At 35.4% G+C, this 23,945-nt stretch carries 22 protein-coding genes; 7 read left to right on the top strand and 15 right to left on the bottom strand.

Annotation, left to right across the window (positions count from 1 at the left end):
• Positions 1-23: 23 nt before the first annotated feature.
• The 4 genes from ACVWNY_RS09390 to ACVWNY_RS09405 all read right to left on the bottom strand — a co-directional run bounded on the left by ACVWNY_RS09390 (position 24) and on the right by ACVWNY_RS09405 (position 6,229).
• Complete coding sequence (locus tag ACVWNY_RS09390; protein WP_454071286.1) at positions 24-2,699, bottom strand: sigma-54-dependent transcriptional regulator; 2,676 nt, start codon at positions 2,697-2,699, stop codon at positions 24-26.
• 176 nt (positions 2,700-2,875) lie between these two features.
• Positions 2,876-3,694 (bottom strand): hypothetical protein, encoded by an 819-nt coding sequence (locus ACVWNY_RS09395; protein ID WP_454071287.1) that lies wholly within the window; start codon positions 3,692-3,694, stop codon positions 2,876-2,878.
• 152 nt (positions 3,695-3,846) lie between these two features.
• Positions 3,847-5,919, bottom strand: coding sequence for a DNA topoisomerase III (locus ACVWNY_RS09400; RefSeq protein ID WP_454071288.1), 2,073 nt, complete (start codon positions 5,917-5,919; stop codon positions 3,847-3,849).
• A complete protein-coding gene (locus ACVWNY_RS09405; RefSeq protein WP_218326818.1) occupies positions 5,858-6,229 on the bottom strand; it encodes a DUF1033 family protein in 372 nt (123 codons plus the stop codon). Before ACVWNY_RS09405 ends, ACVWNY_RS09400 begins: the two co-directional genes overlap by 62 nt.
• 290 nt (positions 6,230-6,519) lie before the next feature.
• Here ACVWNY_RS09405 and ACVWNY_RS09410 point away from each other — a divergent pair, with 290 nt between their 5' ends.
• Entirely contained in the window at positions 6,520-6,726 is a 207-nt protein-coding gene (locus tag ACVWNY_RS09410) for a hypothetical protein (RefSeq protein WP_218326819.1), read from the top strand.
• 55 nt (positions 6,727-6,781) lie between these two features.
• Here the strand turns inward: ACVWNY_RS09410 and ACVWNY_RS09415 are convergent, their stop codons facing one another.
• Together ACVWNY_RS09415 and ACVWNY_RS09420 are read right to left on the bottom strand one after the other, a co-directional pair.
• Entirely contained in the window at positions 6,782-8,389 is a 1,608-nt protein-coding gene (locus ACVWNY_RS09415; protein WP_454071289.1) for an ABC transporter permease, read from the bottom strand.
• Positions 8,382-9,287 (bottom strand): ABC transporter ATP-binding protein, encoded by a 906-nt coding sequence (locus tag ACVWNY_RS09420; RefSeq protein WP_454071290.1) that lies wholly within the window; start codon positions 9,285-9,287, stop codon positions 8,382-8,384. Before ACVWNY_RS09420 ends, ACVWNY_RS09415 begins: the two co-directional genes overlap by 8 nt.
• A gap of 119 nt (positions 9,288-9,406) precedes the next feature.
• Between ACVWNY_RS09420 and ACVWNY_RS09425 the strand changes: the two genes are divergently transcribed.
• A complete protein-coding gene (locus ACVWNY_RS09425; RefSeq protein ID WP_454071291.1) occupies positions 9,407-10,045 on the top strand; it encodes a DUF998 domain-containing protein in 639 nt (212 codons plus the stop codon).
• A gap of 29 nt (positions 10,046-10,074) precedes the next feature.
• Here ACVWNY_RS09425 and ACVWNY_RS09430 read toward each other — a convergent pair whose 3' ends face one another.
• Positions 10,075-10,839, bottom strand: coding sequence for an acyl-CoA dehydratase activase (locus ACVWNY_RS09430; protein ID WP_438719663.1), 765 nt, complete (start codon positions 10,837-10,839; stop codon positions 10,075-10,077).
• A complete protein-coding gene (locus ACVWNY_RS09435; protein ID WP_438719662.1) occupies positions 10,830-12,005 on the bottom strand; it encodes a double-cubane-cluster-containing anaerobic reductase in 1,176 nt (391 codons plus the stop codon). The genes ACVWNY_RS09430 and ACVWNY_RS09435 overlap by 10 nt, the downstream gene beginning before the upstream one ends.
• A gap of 263 nt (positions 12,006-12,268) precedes the next feature.
• On the opposite strand from ACVWNY_RS09435, the gene ACVWNY_RS09440 reads away from it, so the two are divergent.
• Positions 12,269-13,456 carry a metal-dependent hydrolase family protein gene (locus ACVWNY_RS09440; RefSeq protein WP_438719661.1) on the top strand — a complete coding sequence of 396 codons (1,188 nt, stop codon included), beginning with the start codon at positions 12,269-12,271 and terminating at the stop codon, positions 13,454-13,456.
• A 39-nt stretch (positions 13,457-13,495) separates the two neighbouring features.
• Here ACVWNY_RS09440 and ACVWNY_RS09445 read toward each other — a convergent pair whose 3' ends face one another.
• Together ACVWNY_RS09445 and ACVWNY_RS09450 are read right to left on the bottom strand one after the other, a co-directional pair.
• On the bottom strand, positions 13,496-14,209 hold the full coding sequence (locus tag ACVWNY_RS09445) for a transaldolase (RefSeq protein WP_454071292.1): 714 nt from the start codon (positions 14,207-14,209) through the stop codon (positions 13,496-13,498).
• A 69-nt stretch (positions 14,210-14,278) separates the two neighbouring features.
• Positions 14,279-14,971 (bottom strand): N-acetylmannosamine-6-phosphate 2-epimerase, encoded by a 693-nt coding sequence (locus ACVWNY_RS09450; protein ID WP_218326827.1) that lies wholly within the window; start codon positions 14,969-14,971, stop codon positions 14,279-14,281.
• Positions 14,972-15,124: 153 nt separating this feature from the next.
• Here ACVWNY_RS09450 and proB point away from each other — a divergent pair, with 153 nt between their 5' ends.
• The 4 genes from proB to ahpF all read left to right on the top strand — a co-directional run bounded on the left by proB (position 15,125) and on the right by ahpF (position 19,454).
• On the top strand, positions 15,125-15,934 hold the full coding sequence (gene proB / locus ACVWNY_RS09455) for a glutamate 5-kinase (RefSeq protein ID WP_454071293.1): 810 nt from the start codon (positions 15,125-15,127) through the stop codon (positions 15,932-15,934).
• Positions 15,927-17,177 carry a glutamate-5-semialdehyde dehydrogenase gene (locus ACVWNY_RS09460; RefSeq protein ID WP_438719658.1) on the top strand — a complete coding sequence of 417 codons (1,251 nt, stop codon included), beginning with the start codon at positions 15,927-15,929 and terminating at the stop codon, positions 17,175-17,177. Before proB ends, ACVWNY_RS09460 begins: the two co-directional genes overlap by 8 nt.
• Positions 17,178-17,354: 177 nt before the next feature.
• Positions 17,355-17,918, top strand: a complete 564-nt coding sequence (gene ahpC, locus ACVWNY_RS09465; RefSeq protein ID WP_218326830.1) for an alkyl hydroperoxide reductase subunit C — start codon at positions 17,355-17,357, stop codon at positions 17,916-17,918.
• Between the two features lie 9 nt (positions 17,919-17,927).
• Complete coding sequence (gene ahpF, locus ACVWNY_RS09470) at positions 17,928-19,454, top strand: alkyl hydroperoxide reductase subunit F (RefSeq protein ID WP_454071294.1); 1,527 nt, start codon at positions 17,928-17,930, stop codon at positions 19,452-19,454.
• 179 nt (positions 19,455-19,633) lie between these two features.
• On the opposite strand, the gene ACVWNY_RS09475 is transcribed toward ahpF, so the two are convergent.
• From ACVWNY_RS09475 to ACVWNY_RS09495, 5 genes are all read right to left on the bottom strand, one after another.
• Positions 19,634-20,647 carry a zinc-binding dehydrogenase gene (locus ACVWNY_RS09475; RefSeq protein ID WP_454071295.1) on the bottom strand — a complete coding sequence of 338 codons (1,014 nt, stop codon included), beginning with the start codon at positions 20,645-20,647 and terminating at the stop codon, positions 19,634-19,636.
• Positions 20,648-20,734: 87 nt separating this feature from the next.
• Positions 20,735-21,412 carry a TVP38/TMEM64 family protein gene (locus ACVWNY_RS09480; protein WP_218326833.1) on the bottom strand — a complete coding sequence of 226 codons (678 nt, stop codon included), beginning with the start codon at positions 21,410-21,412 and terminating at the stop codon, positions 20,735-20,737.
• Between the two features lies 1 nt (position 21,413).
• Positions 21,414-22,295, bottom strand: a complete 882-nt coding sequence (locus tag ACVWNY_RS09485; protein WP_454071296.1) for a nucleoside hydrolase — start codon at positions 22,293-22,295, stop codon at positions 21,414-21,416.
• Entirely contained in the window at positions 22,292-22,951 is a 660-nt protein-coding gene (locus tag ACVWNY_RS09490; RefSeq protein WP_218326835.1) for a TIGR04282 family arsenosugar biosynthesis glycosyltransferase, read from the bottom strand. Before ACVWNY_RS09490 ends, ACVWNY_RS09485 begins: the two co-directional genes overlap by 4 nt.
• Positions 22,944-23,945 carry a phosphotransferase family protein gene (locus tag ACVWNY_RS09495; RefSeq protein WP_218326836.1) on the bottom strand — a complete coding sequence of 334 codons (1,002 nt, stop codon included), beginning with the start codon at positions 23,943-23,945 and terminating at the stop codon, positions 22,944-22,946. The genes ACVWNY_RS09490 and ACVWNY_RS09495 overlap by 8 nt, the downstream gene beginning before the upstream one ends.

The following is a 23,945-nucleotide window of genomic DNA, read 5'->3' on the forward strand; positions in this document are numbered from 1 at the left end:
ATTTACACACAAAAGAAAAAGGATTACACAGTGTGCAATCCTAGTTCAATTTGATTATCTAAAAGTGTTTTTACAATGTATGCTAAATCATCATCATTGAAACGAATTTCAAAAGTATCACTGATTTTTTGAAGTTCATTTTTTACTGTTTCAAACAGCTTTTGATTTTGCAGATGGAAATATTTTACTTCCTTAAAAGCTGGTCGTGCTTCATCTTTTTTTATCTTATCAACTAAAAAAGCGATATGAATAAGTAAAGCCTGTAAGACATTATTCTCAATAATCATTGCTTGGCTTTTTCGGATATTTTGCAGCGCATCATCAATTAACAAGAAAAGTTTTTGCGTATCAATTTCATTAGAAAAGTCTTGCGTCAAAGATTCGGCCATTTGTGGAAGAGCCACATCACTTCCTAAGAAATTTTGAAATTCAATAATTTTTTCTCGTTGAAACATATTTAAGGCTGGGAAAAAAGGAATTTGCTGATATTGAATCTCCAACGTCCCCACAATAGCCACAATATTTTTATGGGTCACTAATTGATCTAAGCGATGCTTGAAACTCTCTCGCTCTAAAGATTGCAACTGAATAATTTCAAACTCTTTTGGATCAACAATTTGGCTAACCACTTGATTTAAGCGCTTCGACACACCTTCTCCAGTAAAGCAAGCCACTACAATTACTTTATGCCCATCTTTTTCAGGTGTTTCTTCTAGTTGAACCATGTTGATAAACATCGTCATCACACTATGATAAATTTCTTCCAAACTGCGTCCTAACGTTGCTAAACGCAAAGATTCCAAGACCAACATCGTAGAAGCCATTGAAATTACTCGAGTACGAATACCCATTTCATGATAAAGTAAATTTCCAAAATTATTAGGTGAGCCCATGTCTGTCAATAAAATAATGCCTTCTGAATAATTGGCTTTTTCTTGAGCTAAATAATAGTTAATTTGACGATACATTTCAGAAGTATTCATCGTTAATGGCATATTAAAAGCAACACCAGCATTGGTACCCAATAATTCTTGGACTGTTTCTAACATACTTGAAGCAGTTGAACGTCCATGCATCACCACAAAGACGCCAACTTGTTTTTGTTGAAAAGCATTTTTCTCTCGTACATCCTGGGTTAAAAACATAGTGATAAATCCAATTTCATCCATAGAAATTTCAACATTATAGGCTTCTTCAATTTGGATAGAAAATTCAATAGCTAATTGAAATTCTTTAGAATACTTTCGACGAACCTCGTTTAGATTAGGATGGCTGATGAATTGGCCAGCGCGAATTCGTTCAATTGTTGAACTAATGTGTAACGCAAAGGCAAAACGGACTTTTTCATCATAGTTACGATCTAATTTTTTTGCGGCCATTTCATATAGTTGATTGGTCAATTGCCATAAATCATCAGATATGATTTCCCGATAAATGTTAGCATGAGATAATTCGTCCACATAATTTTCAAAGTAGCGATCCACATCTTGACTAATCAATCTTTCTAAATCAATTTCTGAAAGGTTTTCCCGACCCAATTTGTCCAATTTATAAGTAATCGAATGATAGACCTCCATGTCTTTAGTGGGATCTTGTCGCCAGACAACTTCTTCTGTTCCGGGTTTTAAATTTAAATATAAATTTTTATTATCCATTAAAGGTCCTAAAGTATCGGGAACATCTTTCATATATAACAAACCTTTTTGAACATTTAACGGTAAATCTTCTTCTGTAACCATCAATTTTTCATGACCATCATTGGCTTGATAATGAAGGAAAGCTTTGGCACAAACCAGTTTCAAATCTCGTTTTAGTTGCCCAATATTCCCTTCAGCTGGATATAATAAAAATCCTAGCAAGCTTCTTTTATCAATGGAAATTTCTTCATTTAAACGATTGGCTTCTTGTTGTAAAAAAGTTTTGATAATCGCTAAACGTTCGTCCATCGAGCGTTCTCTTAATGGCGGCAATTCAATTTGCATAGGAATCCGCCGATTAAAAGTGGATAAAAAACTAGCACTCGTTTCTGTTGTGGCACCGATAATCTGAACAGAGGCATTTTGTTCTTCATTGGCACCTAACGGTCGATAGACACCTTTATCAATAAAAGTGAACAACATTTCTTGACCTTCTGGTGGTAGTCGATGAATTTCATCTAGAAATAAAATACCTCCGTCTGCCTGCGCCACTAAACCATCTCTCGTTTCTTCAGCACCAGTGAAGGCACCTTTTGTCACACCAAAGATATGACCAAATAACAGTTGCGGATTTTGAGCATAGTCAGCACAATTAAAAGTAATAAAGGGGGCGCTAGACTGTAAGACTTTGGAGGAAACTGCAAAATGATACATGCATTCAGCAAACATTGTTTTCCCCGTACCTGTTTCTCCAAAAATAATTGTATGTAAACCCCGAGGCGGGTATAAAATTGCCGCTTTCGATTTTTGAATTTGACTTTTTAGTGAATCATCACGACCAATTAAGTTCTCAAAAGTAATATTTTCTTCATTTGCCTTGATAATTACTTGAAATTTGACTGGCCGACCATCAATTTTTTTGACATCACCAGATTTAGTCAATTCATTTAAGTACCGACTAATATTGGTGCGGTCGCTTTTTAATTCATCGGCTAATTGTTGCGCTGTAAATTCTTGCGGATGATCTTTCAAAAAAGCCAACACTTGTTCTTTTGCTTTCATTCAAACACCTCTCAATTGGTATAAACCAAAATCATTATACGCTATAAAAAAACAAAATTCCAGTTTTTAGAAATCGTTTTCATTTTGCTGTAGAATTTTGTACTTCCAACTTTATCAAAAAAGAGACTGAACAATTTAAATTGTTCAGTCTCTGATGATTGCTAGTTTATCTTTATTTAGTACTCACTAGCACTTTCTTCAATTAAGGATTCTGTCGTCTCAGAATCAGATGAGTTATCTTGATATGTGCTAATTCGAGATTCTTTTACTAGTTGGTAAATGACATCATCATTGGCCATGAAATGATCACCTTTTTTAGTCAATGTAAATTCCAACTCAACCGGACTTAATACTTTTTCTGCATCATAATCTAATTCCCCATAATAGATTGCATACAGTTTTAAAGTAATTAAAGATTTAATAGTTTTTAAATCTTTATTTTGAGATTTACGAATAAAAGTATCTTCATCGATTCCTCCAAATAGTTCAGTCCGAGCAGCCCCAATCGGATTTGCTTCTTGCAGTCCAGCAATTGGATAATAAGAAGCTACCACTGTGGCTTCATCTCCTGAAACATTTACATTTTGAATATCGAAGGATATTCTTTTTGTTTGTTTTAAATAAGCCTCTGCATAGTCTTTTACAATATCTGAAGCATAATAATTTGAATCATCAATCACTAAATAATAGTCATCTCGATTTTCATTTTCAGCAAACATTTCATCCTGTTTTTTCGATAGTTCACTAACTAAATAAGAGTCGATACTATCTGCACTTTGATTCGTTACATCTCTCAACTGTTCAGACCGTTTCCCCTGATATAAAAAGTTCAACAACGTTTTTGCATCTTTTTCGGCCTGTTCGTCTTGATTTACTGATACTTGTTCAGAATCATTCGTGACAGGTGTCTCCTCTGCTGTTTCTTGATTTCCACCGCATCCAACAAACAAAAATAAACCTGCCCCAGCAATCAACCCTAACCATTTCTTTTTCATAATAAATCCTCCTATAATAAAATTTAAATCTCTCCTTATTAATTATACACAATAAACTTATGCAAGATATATTTTATTTAATAAAAATAATAATTATACTATTTTTTACAAAAAAACCAGCAAAATCATTTTGAGATTTTGCTGGTTATCAATTAATCTTTTTCCATCGCTGCTTTCAACGCTTGAGCCAACGCACTTTCTTGTGGTTCAGCTTCTTGGTTGACTTTGTTCAACAAACGACGTTCTTCATGCTTGGTCATTTTTTTGCTACGGGCTTTTTGGTCTAACATTTTTTCAGTAGTACCATCATATTTACAACGGAAGTAAGCACCATTTTTTCCATCGATAATTTCCATTTTACGATGACATTGTGGACAGCGATGGTTGGAAACTTTAGGATCTTTGCGACGACGGTAATCACATTCAGGATTGGTACAAATATAAATTTTTCCGTCTCGCGTATTTTTTTCTCTCAGGCTAGAGCCACAGACTGGACATTTTTTAGTTGTGATTGAAAAATCTTGATACTTCTTAGTGCTTTGTTTCACTTCATTAACTAAGGATGCGGTATCTTTTTCAATTTCTTTAATAAAGGATTGGCTAGAAAATTTCCCATTCGCGATTGCTTCTAATTGCCGTTCCCATTTTTCAGTTAATTCTGGCGTTACTAATGCGGGATTGACCAATTCTAGCAATTGTTTACCTTTAGGAGAAACTTGTAAGCCATTATTTGTTCGTTCCATTAGTTCTGATTTAATCAATTTTTCGATGATCTCAGCGCGTGTTGCCGGTGTGCCCAGACTATGTTTTTCCATATTTGCCAACAAAGTTCCTTCACTCAAAGGTTTCGGCGGTGAAGTCAATGCTTTTTCTACCGTAAAGTTTGGTTGAATACGTTGATCCTTTTGCCAAGAAATAGTTGGTTTGTCTGCTTCACTTTTTTTCCAACCAGCCACCAACACTTTATTTTGTCTGAAAGTAAACGTTTCTTCTCCAAAAGCAACCGTTACTTTTTGCTGGCTTTCTTTATGAGCCTCGGCAAATAATCCCAAAAATCTTTCAACAATCATCGTATAAATCCGCTGTTCATCATTGGATAGTTTTTCATAACGAGGGCGTTGTTCTGTCGGAATTAAAGCATGATGATCCGTTACTTTGCTATCTTGAAAAACTTTATTTTGAATTACTTTACCACCATTTTTAATATAGGTTTTTACTTCAGGAGAGAAGTCACTAATGGCTTGTAACCGTTCCTTCATAGTTGCCTTCATATCTTGTGTTAGATATTTGCTATCGGTACGCGGATAAGTCACTATTTTATGAACTTCATATAAACTTTGAACCAACGATAAGGTTTTTTTGGCTGAGTATTGATAACGGCTATTGGCTTCTCGCTGAATTTCCGTTAAATCATAAGGCAATGGTGCCGGTTCAGTTTTTTCTTTTTCAGTGATATTGGTGACTTGTCCTTTTTGCTGACTCATTTTTTTTGCAAGTTTTTCAGCGTCTTCACGTTCAGTGATGCCATAAGGGTTTTTTTGATTTAATTTAGCTGTTTGACCAGCAACGTCCAAAGAAATCACAAAATAATTTTGTGGTCGAAATTTCTCGATTTTCTTTTCTTGTTGCCGCACCAAAGCTAACGTAGGGGTTTGTACCCTACCGGCAGATAAATTATCTTCATATTTAACTGTCAATGCGCGAGTCACATTTAGACCCACCAACCAATCGGCTTTTGAGCGAGCCAAAGCTGATTGATAAAGGTTATCATACTCTTTAGCCGGTTTTAACTTAGAGAAACCTTCTTTGATCGCTTTATCGGTTTGCGATGAAATCCAAAGTCTTTTCACAGGTTTATCAAATTTTACGTACTCTAAAATCCACCGAGCAACTAGTTCGCCTTCTCGACCGGCATCAGTAGCGATGACCGCTTCAGAAATGTCTTTGCGCTTAGCTAGTTGTCCGATGGTTTTTAATTGTCCACGGGTTTTGGGTAATGGTTTAATACCAATGTATTTGGGAATCATGGGCAAAGTATCAATTTGCCACGTTTTCCATTCAGGTTTCAAATCCTCTGGCATTTTTAGACTAAGTAAATGTCCTAATGCCCAAGTAACAATTACCTTGTCACCTTCGAAATAGTTTTTATGTTTTTGATTCGCGTTAAGCACTTTGCTGAGATCTCTTGCAACACTTGGCTTTTCCGCTAGAATTAGTTGTTTCATAAAGTTCCTTCCGTTCTTCCAGTTTAACTGGCTGTTTGTTTTCTAACAACGCAAGTCCCCAATATTGTTGTAAAAAGTCATCACACTCTTCACACCAACGTTCATCTGATTCATCCCAAAATGCACTTAAAAAATTATTTTTTTTATTATGATATGTATAATCTGAATTTAAAGTTTCAAATTGTTGGTAATAATATCCTTCTGCTTCTTCAAAAGTATCGAAAGCTTTCAGATCCGTCGCATCAGCTTCCCAATCTTCAAAGAACCACCACGGTTCATTGTCGCCATGTAAAGTGTAAACTTGGAACATAAAAAATCCCTTCTTTCCACCTTCATCATAAGCACCTTAAAATAAAATTTCAAGAAATCTGTTTGAAAAGTACAAAATCAGTTAAAAAACCTTGAATTCTTGCGTTTCCACCAATTATATCATAAATCACCTGCTAAAAAATCTAGCTCTTATTATTCATTTTTTATAAAAATTATGATTTTTTTACCTTTTTATTCAACTATCAATCTAAAGTATTTTTTGATGAAACGTTTCCAAAAAAGAGTATTTAGAGGTACAATAAGTAGGAAGGAAATTGGGAGGAATTTAAAATGATTTGGGGAATTATTTGTGCGACCATCATTTTGTATGGTGCAAATATTTATTTATTTAAAGTCTATTTCAAAGAGAAAAAAATTATTGACCAACTAGAACGTCTAGCTATTATGTTTGGCACTAATATGGGTGTCCTTTTAGTAGACTCGCTGGTAATTTTTTTTGGTGTAGTGCTTGAGGACAGTTTATTTTTATTATTATAACGACAAAACAGTGGCAAAAGCATACTTACTTTTGCCACTGCTTTTTATTGCAAATCTAAATCACATCTCGTTTATTATAAGCAATTAAGCTTAATGTAATCATCACTAGAAATGCCGCCAATAATCCAACGGCTAAAGGATAATTAACTTCTTCCACTGGAATTTTCCCCATCCAACCTAAAGGAGAGAAATTCTCAAATTTTTCTGAAAGATTTAATAATGGACCAAACATTTTCACTAATAAACCAGCTAATAGATACAACCAAGCAATCAATGATAACTTAGGAGCTACACCACAGAAGAAAATACCAATTCCAATAAAAAATAAAACTGTTGGTAAATAGCCGATTAACATCTGCCAAAAATATTTAAGCGCTAAAGGTTCAGATATGGTGGCATTCCCAATAAAAAAAGCGCCACTTAAAGTTAAAATAAAGACACAACTACTCAATCCAATCCCGATTAAAAAATAACTATTGGCTAATTTTGTTTTACTTATCGCTTTTGAATGTAAAATTTCTAAATAGCCTTTTTTTTCATCACTATTCAATCGAAATATCACAATTAAACCACTGATTGCTGCAATTGCCACGAAAAACAACGCCAACATATTCAAATAATTAAGCAATAAATCCCGATTAGCATCATTGATTGCAGAAACACCTAAAATCTTTTTATACGTAGGATTCGTTCCAATAATATCGCCAATGGAATTAAATACCGAGCCATAAGCTGCTCCTAAAATAAGACCCCCTAGCATCCAGCCAAGCATACTATTTCGTTCAATTTTTAAAAGTAACCGAAGAGGCGAATTTAAAAACCAACTAGCCTGACTTCGACCCGAATGAGGTGTAAAAATACCACTACCAATATCTCTCCTACTAGCAATTTTTATTCCAGCAAATAAACAGATGAAACTACTAAACACCATCACAAAAATTGGTAGCCAATTATTATTAGTATAAATTTCGGTCTTTTGAATCCAGCCGACTGGTGAAAGCCAAGTATATTTAGGGTTTGTCATATCAGTCAGCATCCGCAGTAAATAAAAAATACCGAATAAACCATAGCTAAAAAAATATGCTCCTCGACTACTACTAGTTAATTGTGCTAAAAAAATACTGATACAACCAAATAAAATACCAACAACTGCAAAACTAACCCCCATCAACACATCACCAGCAATTGTCGCCCCATTTAATTTCCCAACTGCTAAACTTAAAATGAATAAACCACCCATCAAACTGTTTATTATAAGTATTTCAATCAATGTGGCATAAATTGGCGCAACTCGGCCGACCTTTCGTGATCGAATCATTTCCAACAACCCAGAATCTTCCTGACTTCGAGTATTTCTGACTGCTAGCGAAATATTCATGAATATCATAAACATTCCCATAAAGATTACCATTTCCGAAGAAAAAACATCGGCAGTGGTATAAGGTTTTGTGGCTGTTACTTCACCAAATAAACTAACCAGCGCGGGTGTTTTCAAAGTCGTCATAATTGTTGTTATTTCGGCTGTCGTCCCGAATAAATTATTAAACTGTCCAGCCATTGCCGCAAACATCCCTACTAAAATAACCAACCACAATAGATGTCTAAATAAGTTTTGACGTATATTGGCTTTCAATAAATAAATCGTGTGACTTCCATTAGTCATCAGATTCACCTGCTTTTCGATAATACTGCAGGAATAAATCTTCTAATGTAGGTGGTGCCGTTGTGATAGTGATAATTTCTTTTTTAGTTAATTCTGCTAACACTAAATTGAGTTGATCATTATTAACAGATAGCACCGCTTTTCTGTCATCTTCGTTAATAGAAATTTTTTCTACACCTGTAAAATCTTTCAAATCAGCCAGACTTTCTTTTGTTTCCACCGTAATTTGTAAGAAAGTTAAATGTCGCATACTGGCTAAATCTCCAGATTCAATAATTTCACCTTCACGAATAATCGTAATGTGGTCACACATTTTTTCGACTTCTGACAAAATATGACTGGAAAGCAAGATACTTTTCCCCGCCGCTTTTAATTTCATTACTTCATTTTGAAAAGTTTTTTCATTCAAAGGATCCAATCCAGAAGTGGGCTCATCAAAAATATATAAATCAGCTTCTTGGGATAAAGCTGCTATTAAAGCAACTTTTTGACGATTGCCTTTCGAATAAGAACGGGCTTTTTTCTTAGGATCTAACTGAAAAAGATCAATTAATTCGGTCGTTTTTTGATTCCGTTCTTGATTGTTTAGGCGTAATAATAAATCAATGATTTCTCCACCAGTTAAGTTTGGCCATAGATAGACATCCCCAGGCACATAAGCAATCCGTTGATGTATTTTAGTATCTTCATGCCAGACATCTTCACCAAAAATAGTCGCCTCACCACTAGTTTTCTTTAACATTCCTAATAAAATTCGAATAGTGGTAGATTTACCAGCGCCATTAGGTCCAATAAAGCCCATTACTTCCCCTTGTTTTAAAGTAAAGCTCACATCTTTCAATGCTTCAAATTTCCCAAATTTTTTGCTTATTTGATTTAGTTCAATTACTGCTGGCATTTTGTTCACTCCTCTTTATTTCAAAAGATACGCTCCTTTGATCGCTTGGTCAATCTATCACTTTATTATTTTCAATTGCTATAAATTTAGGTAAAATGAATTAGGAAAGGACTGTTCATATGCATCTACTAAAAACTTTATCCCCTTATTTTTTATTACTGGCTTGTCTAGGAGATTTTTCTTTACCTTATTTATTGGGCAGTGCTTATCCCGGATTTAATCAAAAAACGATGCTGATTAGTCAACTAGGAGAAAAATCTAGTCCAGTACAGCAGATATTTAACCACGGTTCAATTATAACAGGTAGTCTATTTGTTTTATCTAGTATTGGTATCTATCAATTTTTCAGTCTGGAATCTAGTTTGTTCGCCAAAATTTTAGCTGCTGCAATTGCTCTTTATGGCATTGGTGATTGTATTTTATCTAGCTTAATCCAATTAGATCCGGCTGCTGAAAACTTTCGCAACCCTACTTATCTACTTCACGCAGGCTTTACGGCTATTGCTATGATTGGGATGCTACTTGTTCCGTTAATTTTAGCTGGACGAGCATATATTATTGGTAATCTTTTTCCAGTATTATTTTTTATTATTTGTTTGATTGGCGCAATCATTACTTTAATTCTATTTGCTTCTTACTATTTACCGATTGTTGGAAAGTATTTAGTCTCCACACATGGTCTATGGCAAAGACTCTCATTGATTTTTTTATACTTGCCAGCGATTGCTATGGCTTTGATTCAAATTCGGCAAAAATAAAGCAGGTCTTTTTTATAAGACCCGCTTTTTTAACTTAGTTTTTTTAAACCAATTTGAGCTGCACCAATCGCTCCCGCATATTGGGATAACGGATTGGTGTTTACTGGTGCATGAACATATTCTGATAATACTTCAGAAAATGCTCGACTATGAGACAAACCTCCGGTAAATAAAATTTCTTCACCTATTTTTGGTCGTAATTTAGAATATTGACTGCTAATTCTTTTAGCAATCGAATGCAAAACACCTAAGGCAATATCTTCTCGTTCTTCACCTTTTGCAATCAAACCAATCACTTCTGATTCAGCAAAAACCGTACACATGCTATTGATTTTTACCGGTTGCGCATTTTCAACAAACTGGTCAATGATCGTAATTTCCTCGCCTAAAGTTCTCATCATTACTTCAACAAAACGACCAGTTCCGGCAGCACAGCGATCATTCATGTTAAATTCTACGACTGAGCCTTTTCCATTCAAAGAAATGGTTTTACAATCCTGACCACCGATATCAATTACTTCTTTCACTCCAGGGGCGATATATTCAGCACCTTTTCCATGACAGGTAATTTCAGTCACCGCTAAATCACTGTCAATTAATTTTCTGCCATAGCCAGTTGTCACTAATTTAAATTCTTTTAAATCATGATTATCGGACAAATAAGCTACCACTTCAGCCATCGCAGCTTTGGGGTTTCCTGCGGTAGGCAATAAATATTGATCAATTAATTGATGATCGGAAAACAATACACCTTTTGTCGTTGTCGAACCAGAATCTAAACCAATTATATCCATACTTGCTCTTCTTCCAACATCTCAATAAAAGCAGTCACCCGCGTATTGATTTGTTCGATATCAGAGGTTGAATAATCTGTTTCTAAATAAAGATAAGGTGTTTGTTTTTCATCATTTAAGTAGCGTTTCATTCGAGATGATTCGACAGAAAATGGAATGCAATTTTGGAGCACCATATCGATCACTCCATCTACTTGGTAATCATCAATCATTTGGCTCAATAATTCCTTACGGGGCTGATTGTTAGACATGCATGCACAGCCGATATTAATGTATTTATCGGTTAAGGCTTGGTAAACATCTTGTTCATTTTCATCGACTAGCCGTTCAACTGCTTTTGCCACTGTACAATTTTCGTACCCCACTACAATACCACCATTTTCCTCAATCGCTCGAATCACTTTTTCGGTAACTCCACCCATTGGGGAACCTGTTACTAGGATTCGTGGCTTTTTAGTTAAACTTTCCCCGTTTTCGTATTTTTCTTTTACTTTTGCAGTCGTTGTTTCTAACATTTCAATGACTTCTTCTTTATCAAATTTATACTGGGAACCATACATCACTTGGAAGATTTCACTTCCAGTAATCGCAGGTGGATTCAATTGACCCAAACGATAAAAATTTTGTTTGGCTTTGCGCTCACGGTTTTTTAATAGAATTGCTTCATGAATTTTTTCTTCGGTAATTTCTACACCAAAAAAATCTTCCAATTTTTCTTTGAAGCTTTTAATTTCTGAATACCATAATTGTTTGCTAGCATCGCTATCACGATTGTGTGGTAGTTGCATCAAATAGGTATCTTTAAAATCGGCCATGTATTCATACATTTTTTTCTTTCCATCACAAGTCGTTTCCCCCACAACTAAGTCTGAAAAATAAAAATAAGGACATTTATCGGTTTTGCCAAAACCATAGCTAGATTTAATTAATGGACAAAGATTTCGTGGTAAATCTTCTTCAGCTGCTCCAATTGTTTCATCTGAAGTAGAGCACAAACTTATTTGAACCGCTCCGCTAGCTAAGACCAATTCCTCTGGCATAAAGGTACAATACACACCCACCACTGGTTGACCTGTTTCTTTCAATTCTTTCACTGCCATAAAACCGTTTTTACGAGCTTCTCCAAATTCATCAAAGATCTCTGGCAATTCTGTTTTTAATTTCATCAGTCAAATCTCCTCTAGTTTTCCACCTCACTAGAAACCTGACTAGTTAGGAAGAAAGATATTTTTTTGCTTAGAGCCTCTAAGTTTTTTACTTGTCATCGACGCAGCATAATATCCTCCCCCCCTTTTTTTTGCAAACGCTCTCAATGATTAGTATAACCAATCACAAACACCATCGCAAATTAAATTTGGCAGAAAAAGACTACCCATCAGGCTTCTTAAAGATTATAATATGATTAAAATTTAACGAATGGAGTCCTCTTATGACTAAAACTTTATACAAAAATGCCCAAGTTTTTATTGGTGACAACGATTCTTTTGAAAAGACAAATTTCATTGTTGATGAAAAAACAGGTAACTTCTATCACGTATCGACGGAACCATCCCCTCAGTTTGACACAGAAGTAGACTTAGCTGGAAAATTTGTCATCCCGGGGTTAATCAATGCCCATACGCATATTGTTGCTGATCCATATGAAAAAATTTCAAAATTAGGCGCAGATAAATCCACTGCCGCCGCTTCGACTTTTATGGCACTCAGAAACCTTTCCCAAATTTTACGAGATGGTGTGACTTATATTCGCGATGTTGGTTCAACGTTTGATATTGATATCGAATTAGCAAAGTTAGAAAGACAAGGTGACTTAACCGACGCTCCAGGAATCATTGCTTCAGGAAAGTCTTTGGCAATGACTGGCGGACATTTATATAAGGGTAGTTACGAAGTGGATGGTCCCGATGAAACGAGAAAATATGCCCGTATTCTTTTAAAAAAAGGCGTCGACAATATTAAATTAATGGCTACTGGTGGCGTCTCATTCAGCGGCGAACGGCCAGAAGATGTTCAACTGACTGAAATAGAAATGCGAGCAGCCATTGAAGAAGCCCACCATAAAGGAAAAACTGCTGCCGCCCATGCCCAAGGAAACGAAGGAATAAAAAATGCGATTCGAGCTGGGGTAGATTCAATCGAACACGGCGTTTATTTAGATGATGAAGCGATTGATCTATTACTTAGACATGATACATTTCTAGTACCGACCCTAAGTGCACCTTGGTCAATGGAAAAATACGCGACTAATTTACCAGATTTTATGATAAAAAAATCGCGAGAAATTCAAGCAGCCCATATTGAAAGTATTGAAAAAGCAGCTCAAGCTGGCGTAAAAATTGTCCTAGGAACTGATTCTGGAACGGCCTACAATAATTTCAACAATCAATCATCTAAGGAGTTAGAATTATTAGTAGCTAATTCTCACTTAACAACTTTACAAGCTTTACAGGCTGCGACAATTAACGCTGCCGCTTTACTAAAAATAAATGATCATGCTGGCTCAATTGCAGTTGGAAAGCTTGCCGATTTTATCATCTTAGACAATAATCCTTTAACAGATATTACGGTGTTACAACAAGCAAAAAAAGTTTATAAAAAAGGAAAAGCTGTCCAGTAAATAAATAAGCAGATCGAAATTATTCGATCTGCTTATTTTTTATAAAATTGAAAAGCCTAAATCATCAATATCTTTTTGGAAAGTTTTGACTGTATCTAAGGCAACTTCTTCCGCAGTCGTTCCAAGTTTAGCCAGCTTATCAATAATTCCAGGTGGCACTGTAATAATATCACAGCCTTGTTTTTCAGCTTCAAAAATATTCCAGACTTCTCGAGTAGAAGCCCACAATAATAGTGAACCTGGTTTAGTATCACATAGTTTACGGCTTTCTTTTACAAAAGCAGTTGTATCAATCCCTACATCATTTAAGCGACCAACAAAAATTGACACCAAATTAGTTGTATTTGCGGCAAAGTTTTCAACCGCATCCTTAACTTGTGCGGTGGTAGTAATCGCTGTAATATTTAATTGAACACCCGCTTCTGATAGTTCTTTGATTAATGGGCCGGAACTTTCTCCTGCTGTATTCAAGACCGGAATTTTTACAAAAACATTTTCACCTAGTTCAGTTAACTTCAACGCTTCTTTCTTCATAGTCGCTGAATCATCAGCAAAAACTTCAAAAGATAAGGGAGAATCAGGAAATGTTGCTACCGCTTCTTTGGCAAATGCCCAATAATCAGTAATACCAGCTGCCTTCATTAGTGAAGGATTCGTTGTGAATCCTGAAACAAAACCAGTTGCTAAGCTGGCTTTCATCTTTTCTAACTGGGCACCGTCAGAGTAAATCGCAATTTTAAATGGATTGGTCATAAATGGAAACTCCTTTCATTTTCTACAAGTTTATGATAACGCTTTTATAACCATTTGAAAATTATTTTGTTAACTTTCTAATGCATCGATAAATCTTTTTGCGATTTCTTTTGGTCGTGTGATCGCCCCACCGACGACAATTCCAGCAACTCCCAGTGCTTGAATCTGCTTAGCCTCGTCTGGTGTGTGAATTTGTCCCTCAGCAATGACGGGAATCTTTTCTGCAATCAGCTGTTGCATTAATTCAATCGCTGGTCCTTTTTGCCCAGTCGTTTCCGCGGTATAACCAGCCAAAGTTGTCCCCACAAAATCCACACCGGCTTGATAAGCGTTCATGCCTGCTGCAAAAGTATCAATATCTGCCATTAATAATTGCTGTGGATATTTTGTTTTGATTTCCTTAATAAATTGTTGAATCGTTTTTCCATCATGCCGTTTACGTAAAGTCGCATCTAGCGCAATTACTTCAACCCCGGTTTCAACTAACTGATCTACTTCCACCATAGTCGCTGTGATAAATGGTGCTTCTGGCGGATAATCTCTTTTTATAATTCCAATCATCGGTAAATCGACCAGTTCTTTAATTTGTAAAATATCTCTGCCTGAATTGGCACGAATACCCACTGCTCCGGCTTCTTTTGCCGCTAAAGCCAAATAAGGCATAATATTGCCAGCTTCAGTATATAACGGTTCTCCCGGCAAAGCCTGACAAGAAACAATCAGACCCTGTTGGATTATTTCTAAAAATTTTTTCGCTTCCATAGGTCACCTCTTTTTTCCTATATTTTACCTGTTCATCTTAGTTAGGACTATAAATTTTAAAAAAATAATAACAAAGTAGTGAAAATTAAATTAAAATCCTGTACAATAAAAATCACACTCTTAAAACTGGTGGCACAATTTTGAGGTGAAAGTATGAGAACATTTTTAAAAGATGTCAAAAGAATCGTTATAAAAATTGGGACCAGCTCTCTGATTCATCCTAATGGCAAAGTAAATTTTTCTGGGATAGATCAATTAGCTTTTGTTTTGACCGACTTAACTAATCAAGACAAAGAAATTATTTTAGTCTCATCGGGAGCAATTGGTGTAGGTTTAGACAAACTACAAATACCAAAACGACCAAGTGAGATTCCAGCGCAACAAGCAATTGCTGCTGTTGGGCAATTTGAATTAATGCATTATTACAATCAACGCTTTTTTGCTTACAATCAGCAAACCGCGCAAGTTTTAATGACCAGAGATATTGTCGAGTTTCCCGAAAGTCGCAAAAATGTCATTAATACATTGGAAGAACTTTTAAAGATGAGTATTATTCCAATAATTAATGAAAATGATACTGTCGCAGTTGACGAGATGGATCACAGTACAAAATTTGGTGACAACGACCAATTATCTGCGATTGTTGCTGAAATTATCGAAGCAGATTTATTAATCATGTTGTCAGATATTGATGGATTTTATTCAGCAAACCCTTATACAAATAAAAAAGCTGTTCTATATAAAAGTATCAATAAAATTGACGAAGCAGTGATGGCCAAAGCAGGTGGCACAGTCAGCTCCTTTGGTACTGGTGGTATGGTGAGCAAACTAAAAGCCGCTGAACGGATCTTAAAATCTCAAAGCGCTATGGTTTTAGCTAATGGAAAACCGCCTAGAATTATTTTTGATATTTTAGCTGGAAATGAAGTGGGCACGTTATTTAAGGAGGATGCACATGAGTAATTTAATGACCAACTTAGGTCAAGCAGCGCAAAAAGTCAGTCGACAACTAGGAAATTTATCAACTCCTGAAAAAAATACTGCTTTATTAAAAATGGCTGAATCTTTACGCAATAATGTTCCACGGATTTTAGCAGCTAATCAAAAAGATTTGGAAAAAGCTCCTGAATACGGCATTCGACCAACGATGATCGACCGTTTGAAGTTAACCGCAGAGCGGATTGAAGATATGGCGATTGGCATCGAACAAGTTGCGGCTTTGACAGACCCGATCGGTGAAGTCGAAAAAATGTGGCAAACACCAGAGGGCTTAACGATTGGTCAAAAACGTGTGGCTCTAGGTGTAATCGGTATTATTTTTGAATCTCGCCCAAATGTTACAACAGATGCGGCAAGTTTATGTTTTAAAACAGGTAATTGTGTCATTTTACGTGGTGGTAAGGAAGCTTTTTATTCTAACCAAACCTTAGTCGATATTTTGCAAGAAACATTGCTAGCTTGTGACTTACCGAAAGAAGCCATTCAGTTTGTTTCAGATACAAGTCATGAAGTTGCCAATCAAATGATGCAATTGACAGATTATTTAGATGTGTTAATTCCTCGTGGCAGTGATCGTCTGATTCAACGAGTAAAACAAACAGCAACAGTGCCAGTAATCGAAACTGGTACCGGAAATAATCACGTTTATGTTGATCACGCTGCTGATTTAGAAATGGCAGTCCAAATCGTGATTAATGCCAAGGCACAACGTCCATCAGTTTGCAATGCGATTGAAACCATCTTAGTTCATACAGAAGTTGCTGATGATTTTCTACCATTGTTAGCTGTTGAATTGAAAAAAAATGCAGTGGAAGTTCATGCCGATGAGACAGCCTTACAATATTTTTCTGATGGACAACTTGCAACTGAAGCAGATTGGCAGACGGAATTTTTAGATTATATTTTAGCAATTCGTGTAGTTTCATCTTTAGATGAAGCCATTAATCATATTAATCATTACAACACAAAACATTCTGAAGCAATTGTGACTGACAGTTATCAAGCCAGCCAAAGGTTTTTAAATGAAGTTGACGCTGCTGCTGTCTACGTCAATGCTTCTACTCGTTTCACTGACGGCTTTATGTTTGGTTTTGGTGCTGAGATTGGGATCTCTACGCAAAAACTTCACGCCAGAGGACCAATGGGCTTATTGGCCTTAACGTCGTCCAAATATATAATTTATGGGAATGGACAAATTAGAGAATAAATCAATTGGTGTCTTCGGACATCAATTTTTTTGTTTAAAAATATCTTTACATGATTACTCTTTTTTGTTTATAATAATTATAGATTGAGAGAAAAATTAATTTAGTTTTCCCAATCTTTTTTATTAATCATTTTCAATTAGAGAAGATTTTCTCAATAACAACACGGAGGTATTTACATGTCACTAATCGGAAAAGAAATCGCAGAATTTAAAGCCCAAACTTATCACAATGGTGAATTTGGTGAAGTAACAAATGAAGATTTTAAAGGTAAATGGACTGTTTTATGTTTTTATCCTGCTGACTTTACATTTGTTTGTCCAACTGAATTAGAGGATTTACAAGAACAATATGATACTTTACAAGGCTTAGGAGTAGAAGTTTATTCATGCTCAACTGATACGCATTTTACCCACAAAGCTTGGCATGACACTTCAGATGCTATTGGAAAAATTAAATATACAATGATTGGTGATCCTTCCCATCAAATTGCTCGTGCTTTCGATGTTTTGGATGAAGAACAAGGCTTAGCCCAAAGAGGAACTTTTATCATTGATCCAGACGGTATTGTTCAAGCTGTTGAAATTAATGCAGATGGTATCGGCCGTGACGCAAGTATCCTAGTAGACAAAATCCGCGCTGGACAGTATGTGCGTTCTCATCCAGGCGAAGTTTGCCCTGCTAAATGGAAAGAAGATGGCGAAACGCTAAAACCTAGTTTTGACTTAGTCGGAAAAATTTAGGAGTATGCAATGTTAGATAACGAAACCAGAGCACAACTAAAACAATATTTAGAATTGATGGAAACTGATATTATTTTCAGTGCCAGTCTAGCTGAAGATGACAATTCAAAAAAAGTAGCTGAATTTTTAAATGAAGTCCTTGAACTATCTGATAAAATTACACTAGAAAAAGTTAGTTTGGAACGAACACCTAGCTTCGAAATTAATCCTGCTGACGGTAAAAGTGGCATCGCATTTGCCGGTTTACCAATGGGACATGAATTTACTTCTTTCATCTTGGCTCTACTGCAAGTTAGTGGACGACCGCCTAAAGTCGAATTACCTATTATTGATAAGATAAAAGAAGTGACAAAATCGGCACATTTCGAAACTTATGTCAGTTTAACTTGCCATAATTGTCCAGATGTCGTTCAAGCTTTAAATATTATGAGTGTCTTAAATCCTCGTATTTCTCACACCATGATTGAAGGTAGTATGTATCAAGACGAAGTTGATCAGAAAAAGGTGATGGCTGTCCCAACAGTCTTCTTAAACGGCGAAGAATTTTCCAGCGGTCGCATGACGATTGAACAAATTCTTGAAAAAGTTGTTGGTCCTTTATCTGCAGATCAATTTGAAAATAAAGATATTTTTGATGTCTTAGTTGTCGGTGGTGGGCCAGCTGGTGGTAGTGCAGCTATTTATGCTGCTAGAAAAGGAATTAAAACTGGCATGGTCGTTGACAATTTTGGTGGACAAGTATTGGAAACTTTAGGAATTGAAAACATGATTGGTACACCTTATACAGAAGGACCACAACTGATGCATCAAGTAGAAGAACATGTTAATCAATACGAAGTTGATATTATGAAAGGTCAAAGAGCAAAAGATATTCGCCGCAACGAACTGATTGAAGTTGAATTAGAAAACGGTGCTGTTTTAAAATCAAAGACTGCTATCTTAGCAACTGGAGCTCGTTGGCGTAGTATCAACGTTCCTGGTGAAAAAGAATTCAAAAATAAAGGGATTGCTTATTGTCCTCATTGTGATGGTCCTTTATTTAAAGGAAAAGATGTGGCTGTAATTGGCGGCGGGAATTCAGGAATTGAAGCAGCCATTGATTTGGCTGGATTAGCTAAGCATGTCTATGTCATTGAATTTCTACCTGAATTAAAAGCCGACCAAGTTTTACAGAAAAAATTAGCAACTTTAACCAATGTCACAGTAGTCTTAAATGCGGCTACTAAAGAAATTACTGGTACCGATCAAGTTGAAGCTTTGACTTATGTTGATCGAGCAACCGAAAAAGAGACCACTATTAATGTTGCTGGCGTATTTATTTTAATTGGTTTGATGCCAAATACCGAATGGTTAACAGATAGTGTCAATTTAAACTCTCGAGGGGAAATTATTGTAGATAGACAAGGAGCAACAAATATTCCTGGTGTTTTTGCTGCAGGTGACTGCACTGACAGTGCTTACAAGCAAATTATTATCTCGATGGGGTCTGGTGCTACAGCCGCCCTAGGAGCCTTCGATTACTCAATTAGAAACTAAAAAATGGTGCGATTAGTCTAAATCAACTAGTCGCACCATTTTAATTTTTAAAAGTATATTTCTCTTAAAATGTCTAAATTATTTCTGAATGCCAATTTATAATAAATCAACCTATTGAACAGTTAGTTATCCTTTTTTAAAACATTCCAAGCTTAAAAAAGGAGAAAGTTTTTATTTTCTCACTTGTTAGAAACCACAATATGTCTGAAATTGGGATTGGTTTCGATTAATTTATGTGCCCCAAAAATAACTTTAGGTGTGAATTCACTGACTTGTGCCGTGATAATTGATTGAATTTCCTCTTGTGCCCACAAGTCTAATAAAAATTGCAGATGCTTTTGATTTTCGCTTATTTTTTCAACTTCTTTAGCTGACTCATCAAAATATTCTTCAGCATTAATGACTTTCAATTGAGCATCTGGTTTAGGATTTTTTTTGTCTTTCGTGACGGTCACTGCCACTAAATCGCCCTTGTCTCCCATATAATCAAAGGTTTGTTTAATTTTATTATTGTCTGTATTAATGTGTAGTGCATAATCCACGTGATCGACTTCAACTTTTCTTAGTTCGCTAGATAGATTATTTTGTTGGTTAATCACAATTTTTGCACCCATTTTTTCAATCCAAATTTTTGAGTTACTTTCATTAATTGCAGCGATTACTTCTAAACCGGCCCATTTTGCTAGCTGAATTGCAATCGATCCAACACCACCTGACGAATTTACAATTAGCATCTTCCCTTGATTTTTGTTTTTTTCTGAAATTAAATTAAACTTATCGAATAACGCATGGTAAGCCAGTAAAAAACAGTAAGAAAAAGCTGCGCCATCCTCGCTACTAAAATCTTCTGGTAATTTCACCGCTGATCGACTATCAATTACCTGAAAATCACTGTAACTCCCATATTTTCCTACCTTGTTGACATAAAGAATTCGATCACCAATGCTAAAAGGAATATCTTCGCTACCTTTTCTAGTAATCACCCCGACACCGCCAAAACCTAAAACATAAGGTCGATTTGGTCCCTTGATTTTTTCTCTTAAGATCGTATCAATTTGGGTAATAGAAATCGCAACCGTTTTTACTAATAAATCCCTTTCATTCAACTTCGGCATCAAAATTTGATATTGTTCAAATTGATTGCCTTCAGCTAAAGAAAATTTTTTTTGAAAAGCAATAGCTTCTGAGATCATCTTAAACGCTCCTAACCATCTATAACAACATTCCCGATAACATCCTTATTCTACCGTAAATTTTTAGCAAATAAAAGTCTCCACCTTTTAATCGTTTTTTTTGTATTCTTTAGTTAAACGATTGATTTTATGACTAAATTTTTTTGGTAAATATGCCAGTAAAGCCAATAATATACCCGCAATCGTAAATTCAAATAGTAATTTAATAGAAACACCTTTTGTAGCAATTTCTGATGCCATGAAGGCGTAGATAAAACTAGCTGGTAACATTGTTAAAAAAGAAATGAGACTAAATTTTTTTACCGTCATAGGAGTCATCGCATAGGCGTAGCTTTGAATCGCATAAGGAAAAACTGGCACCAAACGAGTAAAAATTAAAAAAGAAACCCCATTTTCTTTCACGCCCTTTTCAATTTTTTTAAAGGTCTCACTATTGCCAAACTTTTTTAACACATAGTCCCGAGCAATGTATTTTCCTAAAATAAAAGAAATCGTTGCACCAATTGAAGCGCCTATAACCGTTAAGGCACCCCCTAAAAAACCACCATAAACCAATCCACCGACAATTGCCAAAAATTGTCCCGGCAATAAAAAAACCGCGACTAATATTGATAATAAAATAAAAATGAGATAACCCCACCAACCAAAATCCTCTAACACTTGCCGTAAACTTTGAACATCAGTTAAAAAATGCACCCAACCAAATTGTTGTGCCAAAACACCGACAATTATTAAGGCTGCTATAAACAGTAGAATTTTTTTCATTTTATCCCTCTTTTTTTAACCCCTTCACAATTCCTCGAATCATCAATTGATTAAACCGTTTTAAATCTAAAATTTTTGCTGGCATAACAAGTGGATAATCAGATTGCTCAGCAAAGGTTAATTTCCCTTTTGTTAACTCAGTTAAGTTTTCTGCTAAATAATAACTTTCAGTTGAAAACAATTCAGGATGATTTAAATAAATCGCTGTTGTCATATCCCAGTTACAGAAGCCAGCAACTCCAGTAAAGTATTGATTTACACTCACCCAACTTGAGATAGTATCAGCTAGCCATTCTTGGGCAGCTTGACTAGTATATGGTGCGATTTCTTCAAGTAACTGATTTTTTTCAGTCAAAGAAAAGAAAGCACCGGCTGTCATATGGCCGTTCATAATTGTCAGTGGTGTTTTAGCATGCAAAACCACGTCAGTACTTTTTGCATCGACTGAAAAATTTAATTCATTCACCTGATGTCCATAGATGATTAAATCTTGAGTAATTCCGCCCATTAAAACAATTTCTTTTACTTTACTAAAAAAAGTTGGATCGATTGTAGCAGCTTGCGCTAAATTAGTTAGAGCACCGATGGCTAAAATAGTCACTTCATTTGGTGAATGATTCACAGAATCCACTAAAAATTGCGCAGCTTGATTTTTTTCAATTTGCTGATGGCCAGGATAAATATCTATTTTCAATTCAAGCAATTGAATAAAATTTTGAGTAGCTGATAATACTTCAGCATAACTCCCATTGCCATGACTTAATGTTACCCCTAAAAGCTTTAGATTTTTTTGTCCTAATAGGTAAAGAATAGTCAAACCATCATCTACATCCTTCTGGTCCATGCCAAAAGTGTTGTCACAGTCTAGAATAATTTTTTTCATTTATTTTCTCCATTTTCAACTAGCCATTTTTTCAATTGACTAGCTTTACTTAAACTTCGGCTGACTTCCCGTAGATCTTTTTCTTCGTCAATATCTTGTAAAGCTTCCACTTGACTCACTTGATAATTCTTCAATAAAAGTAAGGTTTCCGCTAAAACTGAGTTCCTTCCCCACTGTAAATCACTTAAAAAAATAGGCTTTAAGTCAACATTACGGCAGCTACCTATTAAATAGTAACCTCCATCTTTTGACGGGCCAATCACAACTTCTTTTAATTGTTTAAAGGCTTGTTCAATTAATTCTTTTGAAAGCTCTGGTAAATCACTACCTGTTAAAATAACTTTTTCATAACCTAAAGCAAAAACATGATTCATCGCTCGCCACATTCGTTCGCCGATAGTCTTTCCTGATTGTAAGAAACTATGACTACTTGGCGGTAATTGTTTTAGAAAAGCTTCCGGTGCCTGTTCATCAGAATAGGCAATAAAAAGATCAATTCCTGATTTAGACAGATCAGAAAAGTGTTGGTACAAATCTTCTAACATCACCGCCTGTACTTCGGTAGCAAACTGGTCGCCAAGCGTTTTTGCTAAACGTGTTTTCACTTTTCCAACCGTGGGAATGCGGGTAAATAAAATATAAGCTTTTTTATTCATCTTTTAGCACATCTTCTCTCAATGCCTTTGCTAAGAATTCTGGTTCTAAATATTGGCTGACTTTTTCAAAGATCTCTTGATTTTTTAACGCTTTGTCGCCTGTTAAATAATTATCATACGCCATTGCCGACCAAGATAAGGCCCGTAACATCAAATAAGGGTGATAAATCTGTAACGCTTTAAAAAAGGCTGCTGGATCAAAAGAAGTTCTCATTAGATAACGAGTTAAAAACTCCTGTTTTTCCGTTAAAGTCAGTTTTAGATTACTCCGCCACAATGTTGTTGTGCTGGCTAAAAATTGGGAGATATCTTGTACCGGATGACTAATCACTGGTTTTTCCCAATCAATTAAATAACCCTTTTCGCCAATAATAAAGTTATGAGAATTAACTTCTGTGTTATTAACTGACCATAATTTTTGTTGATCAAAAAAATCCTGTTGATGAACATTTTTTTTATTTTCTTCCAAAGCTGTGGCTAAAAGATGCTTTGCACGTTCAGTGATTACCGAGCTTTTAAAGACGGGGTTCAATAAAACCTGGCATTCTTCAATTCGAGCAGCTAGTATATTTTCCTTTTCGGTGACGAAATACTTTTCTGCCGTCGTATCAATTGCTAATTGATGGATATCACTAAAAATATCAGCTGCTGTCAATAAATCTTTACGATAATCTAATGGTTCTCCCTCTAAAAAAGCCATAATTAATAAGCCTTGTGAAAAATCTTGTCGCTGATCATCCACATAATAAACCTTAGGTGTCCGTTGAGATTTTTCTAACCATTCTAACGCTTGATATTCATAGCTAATTTGATTAGTTAATTGTAATTGACTGCCATAATTCAATCGAAACACATATTTTCTTTGACCATCTGAAATGAGAAAGTTTTGATTGTATTCTCCTTGTGCTAAAAATGTGACTGTAAAATCATCTTGTAATTTTAACCGATTAAGTAGCTTTTTTTGTTTTAAGTAGTCCGCTATTTTTTCAATCAT

This window comes from Enterococcus sp. JNUCC 77, assembly GCF_054819945.1.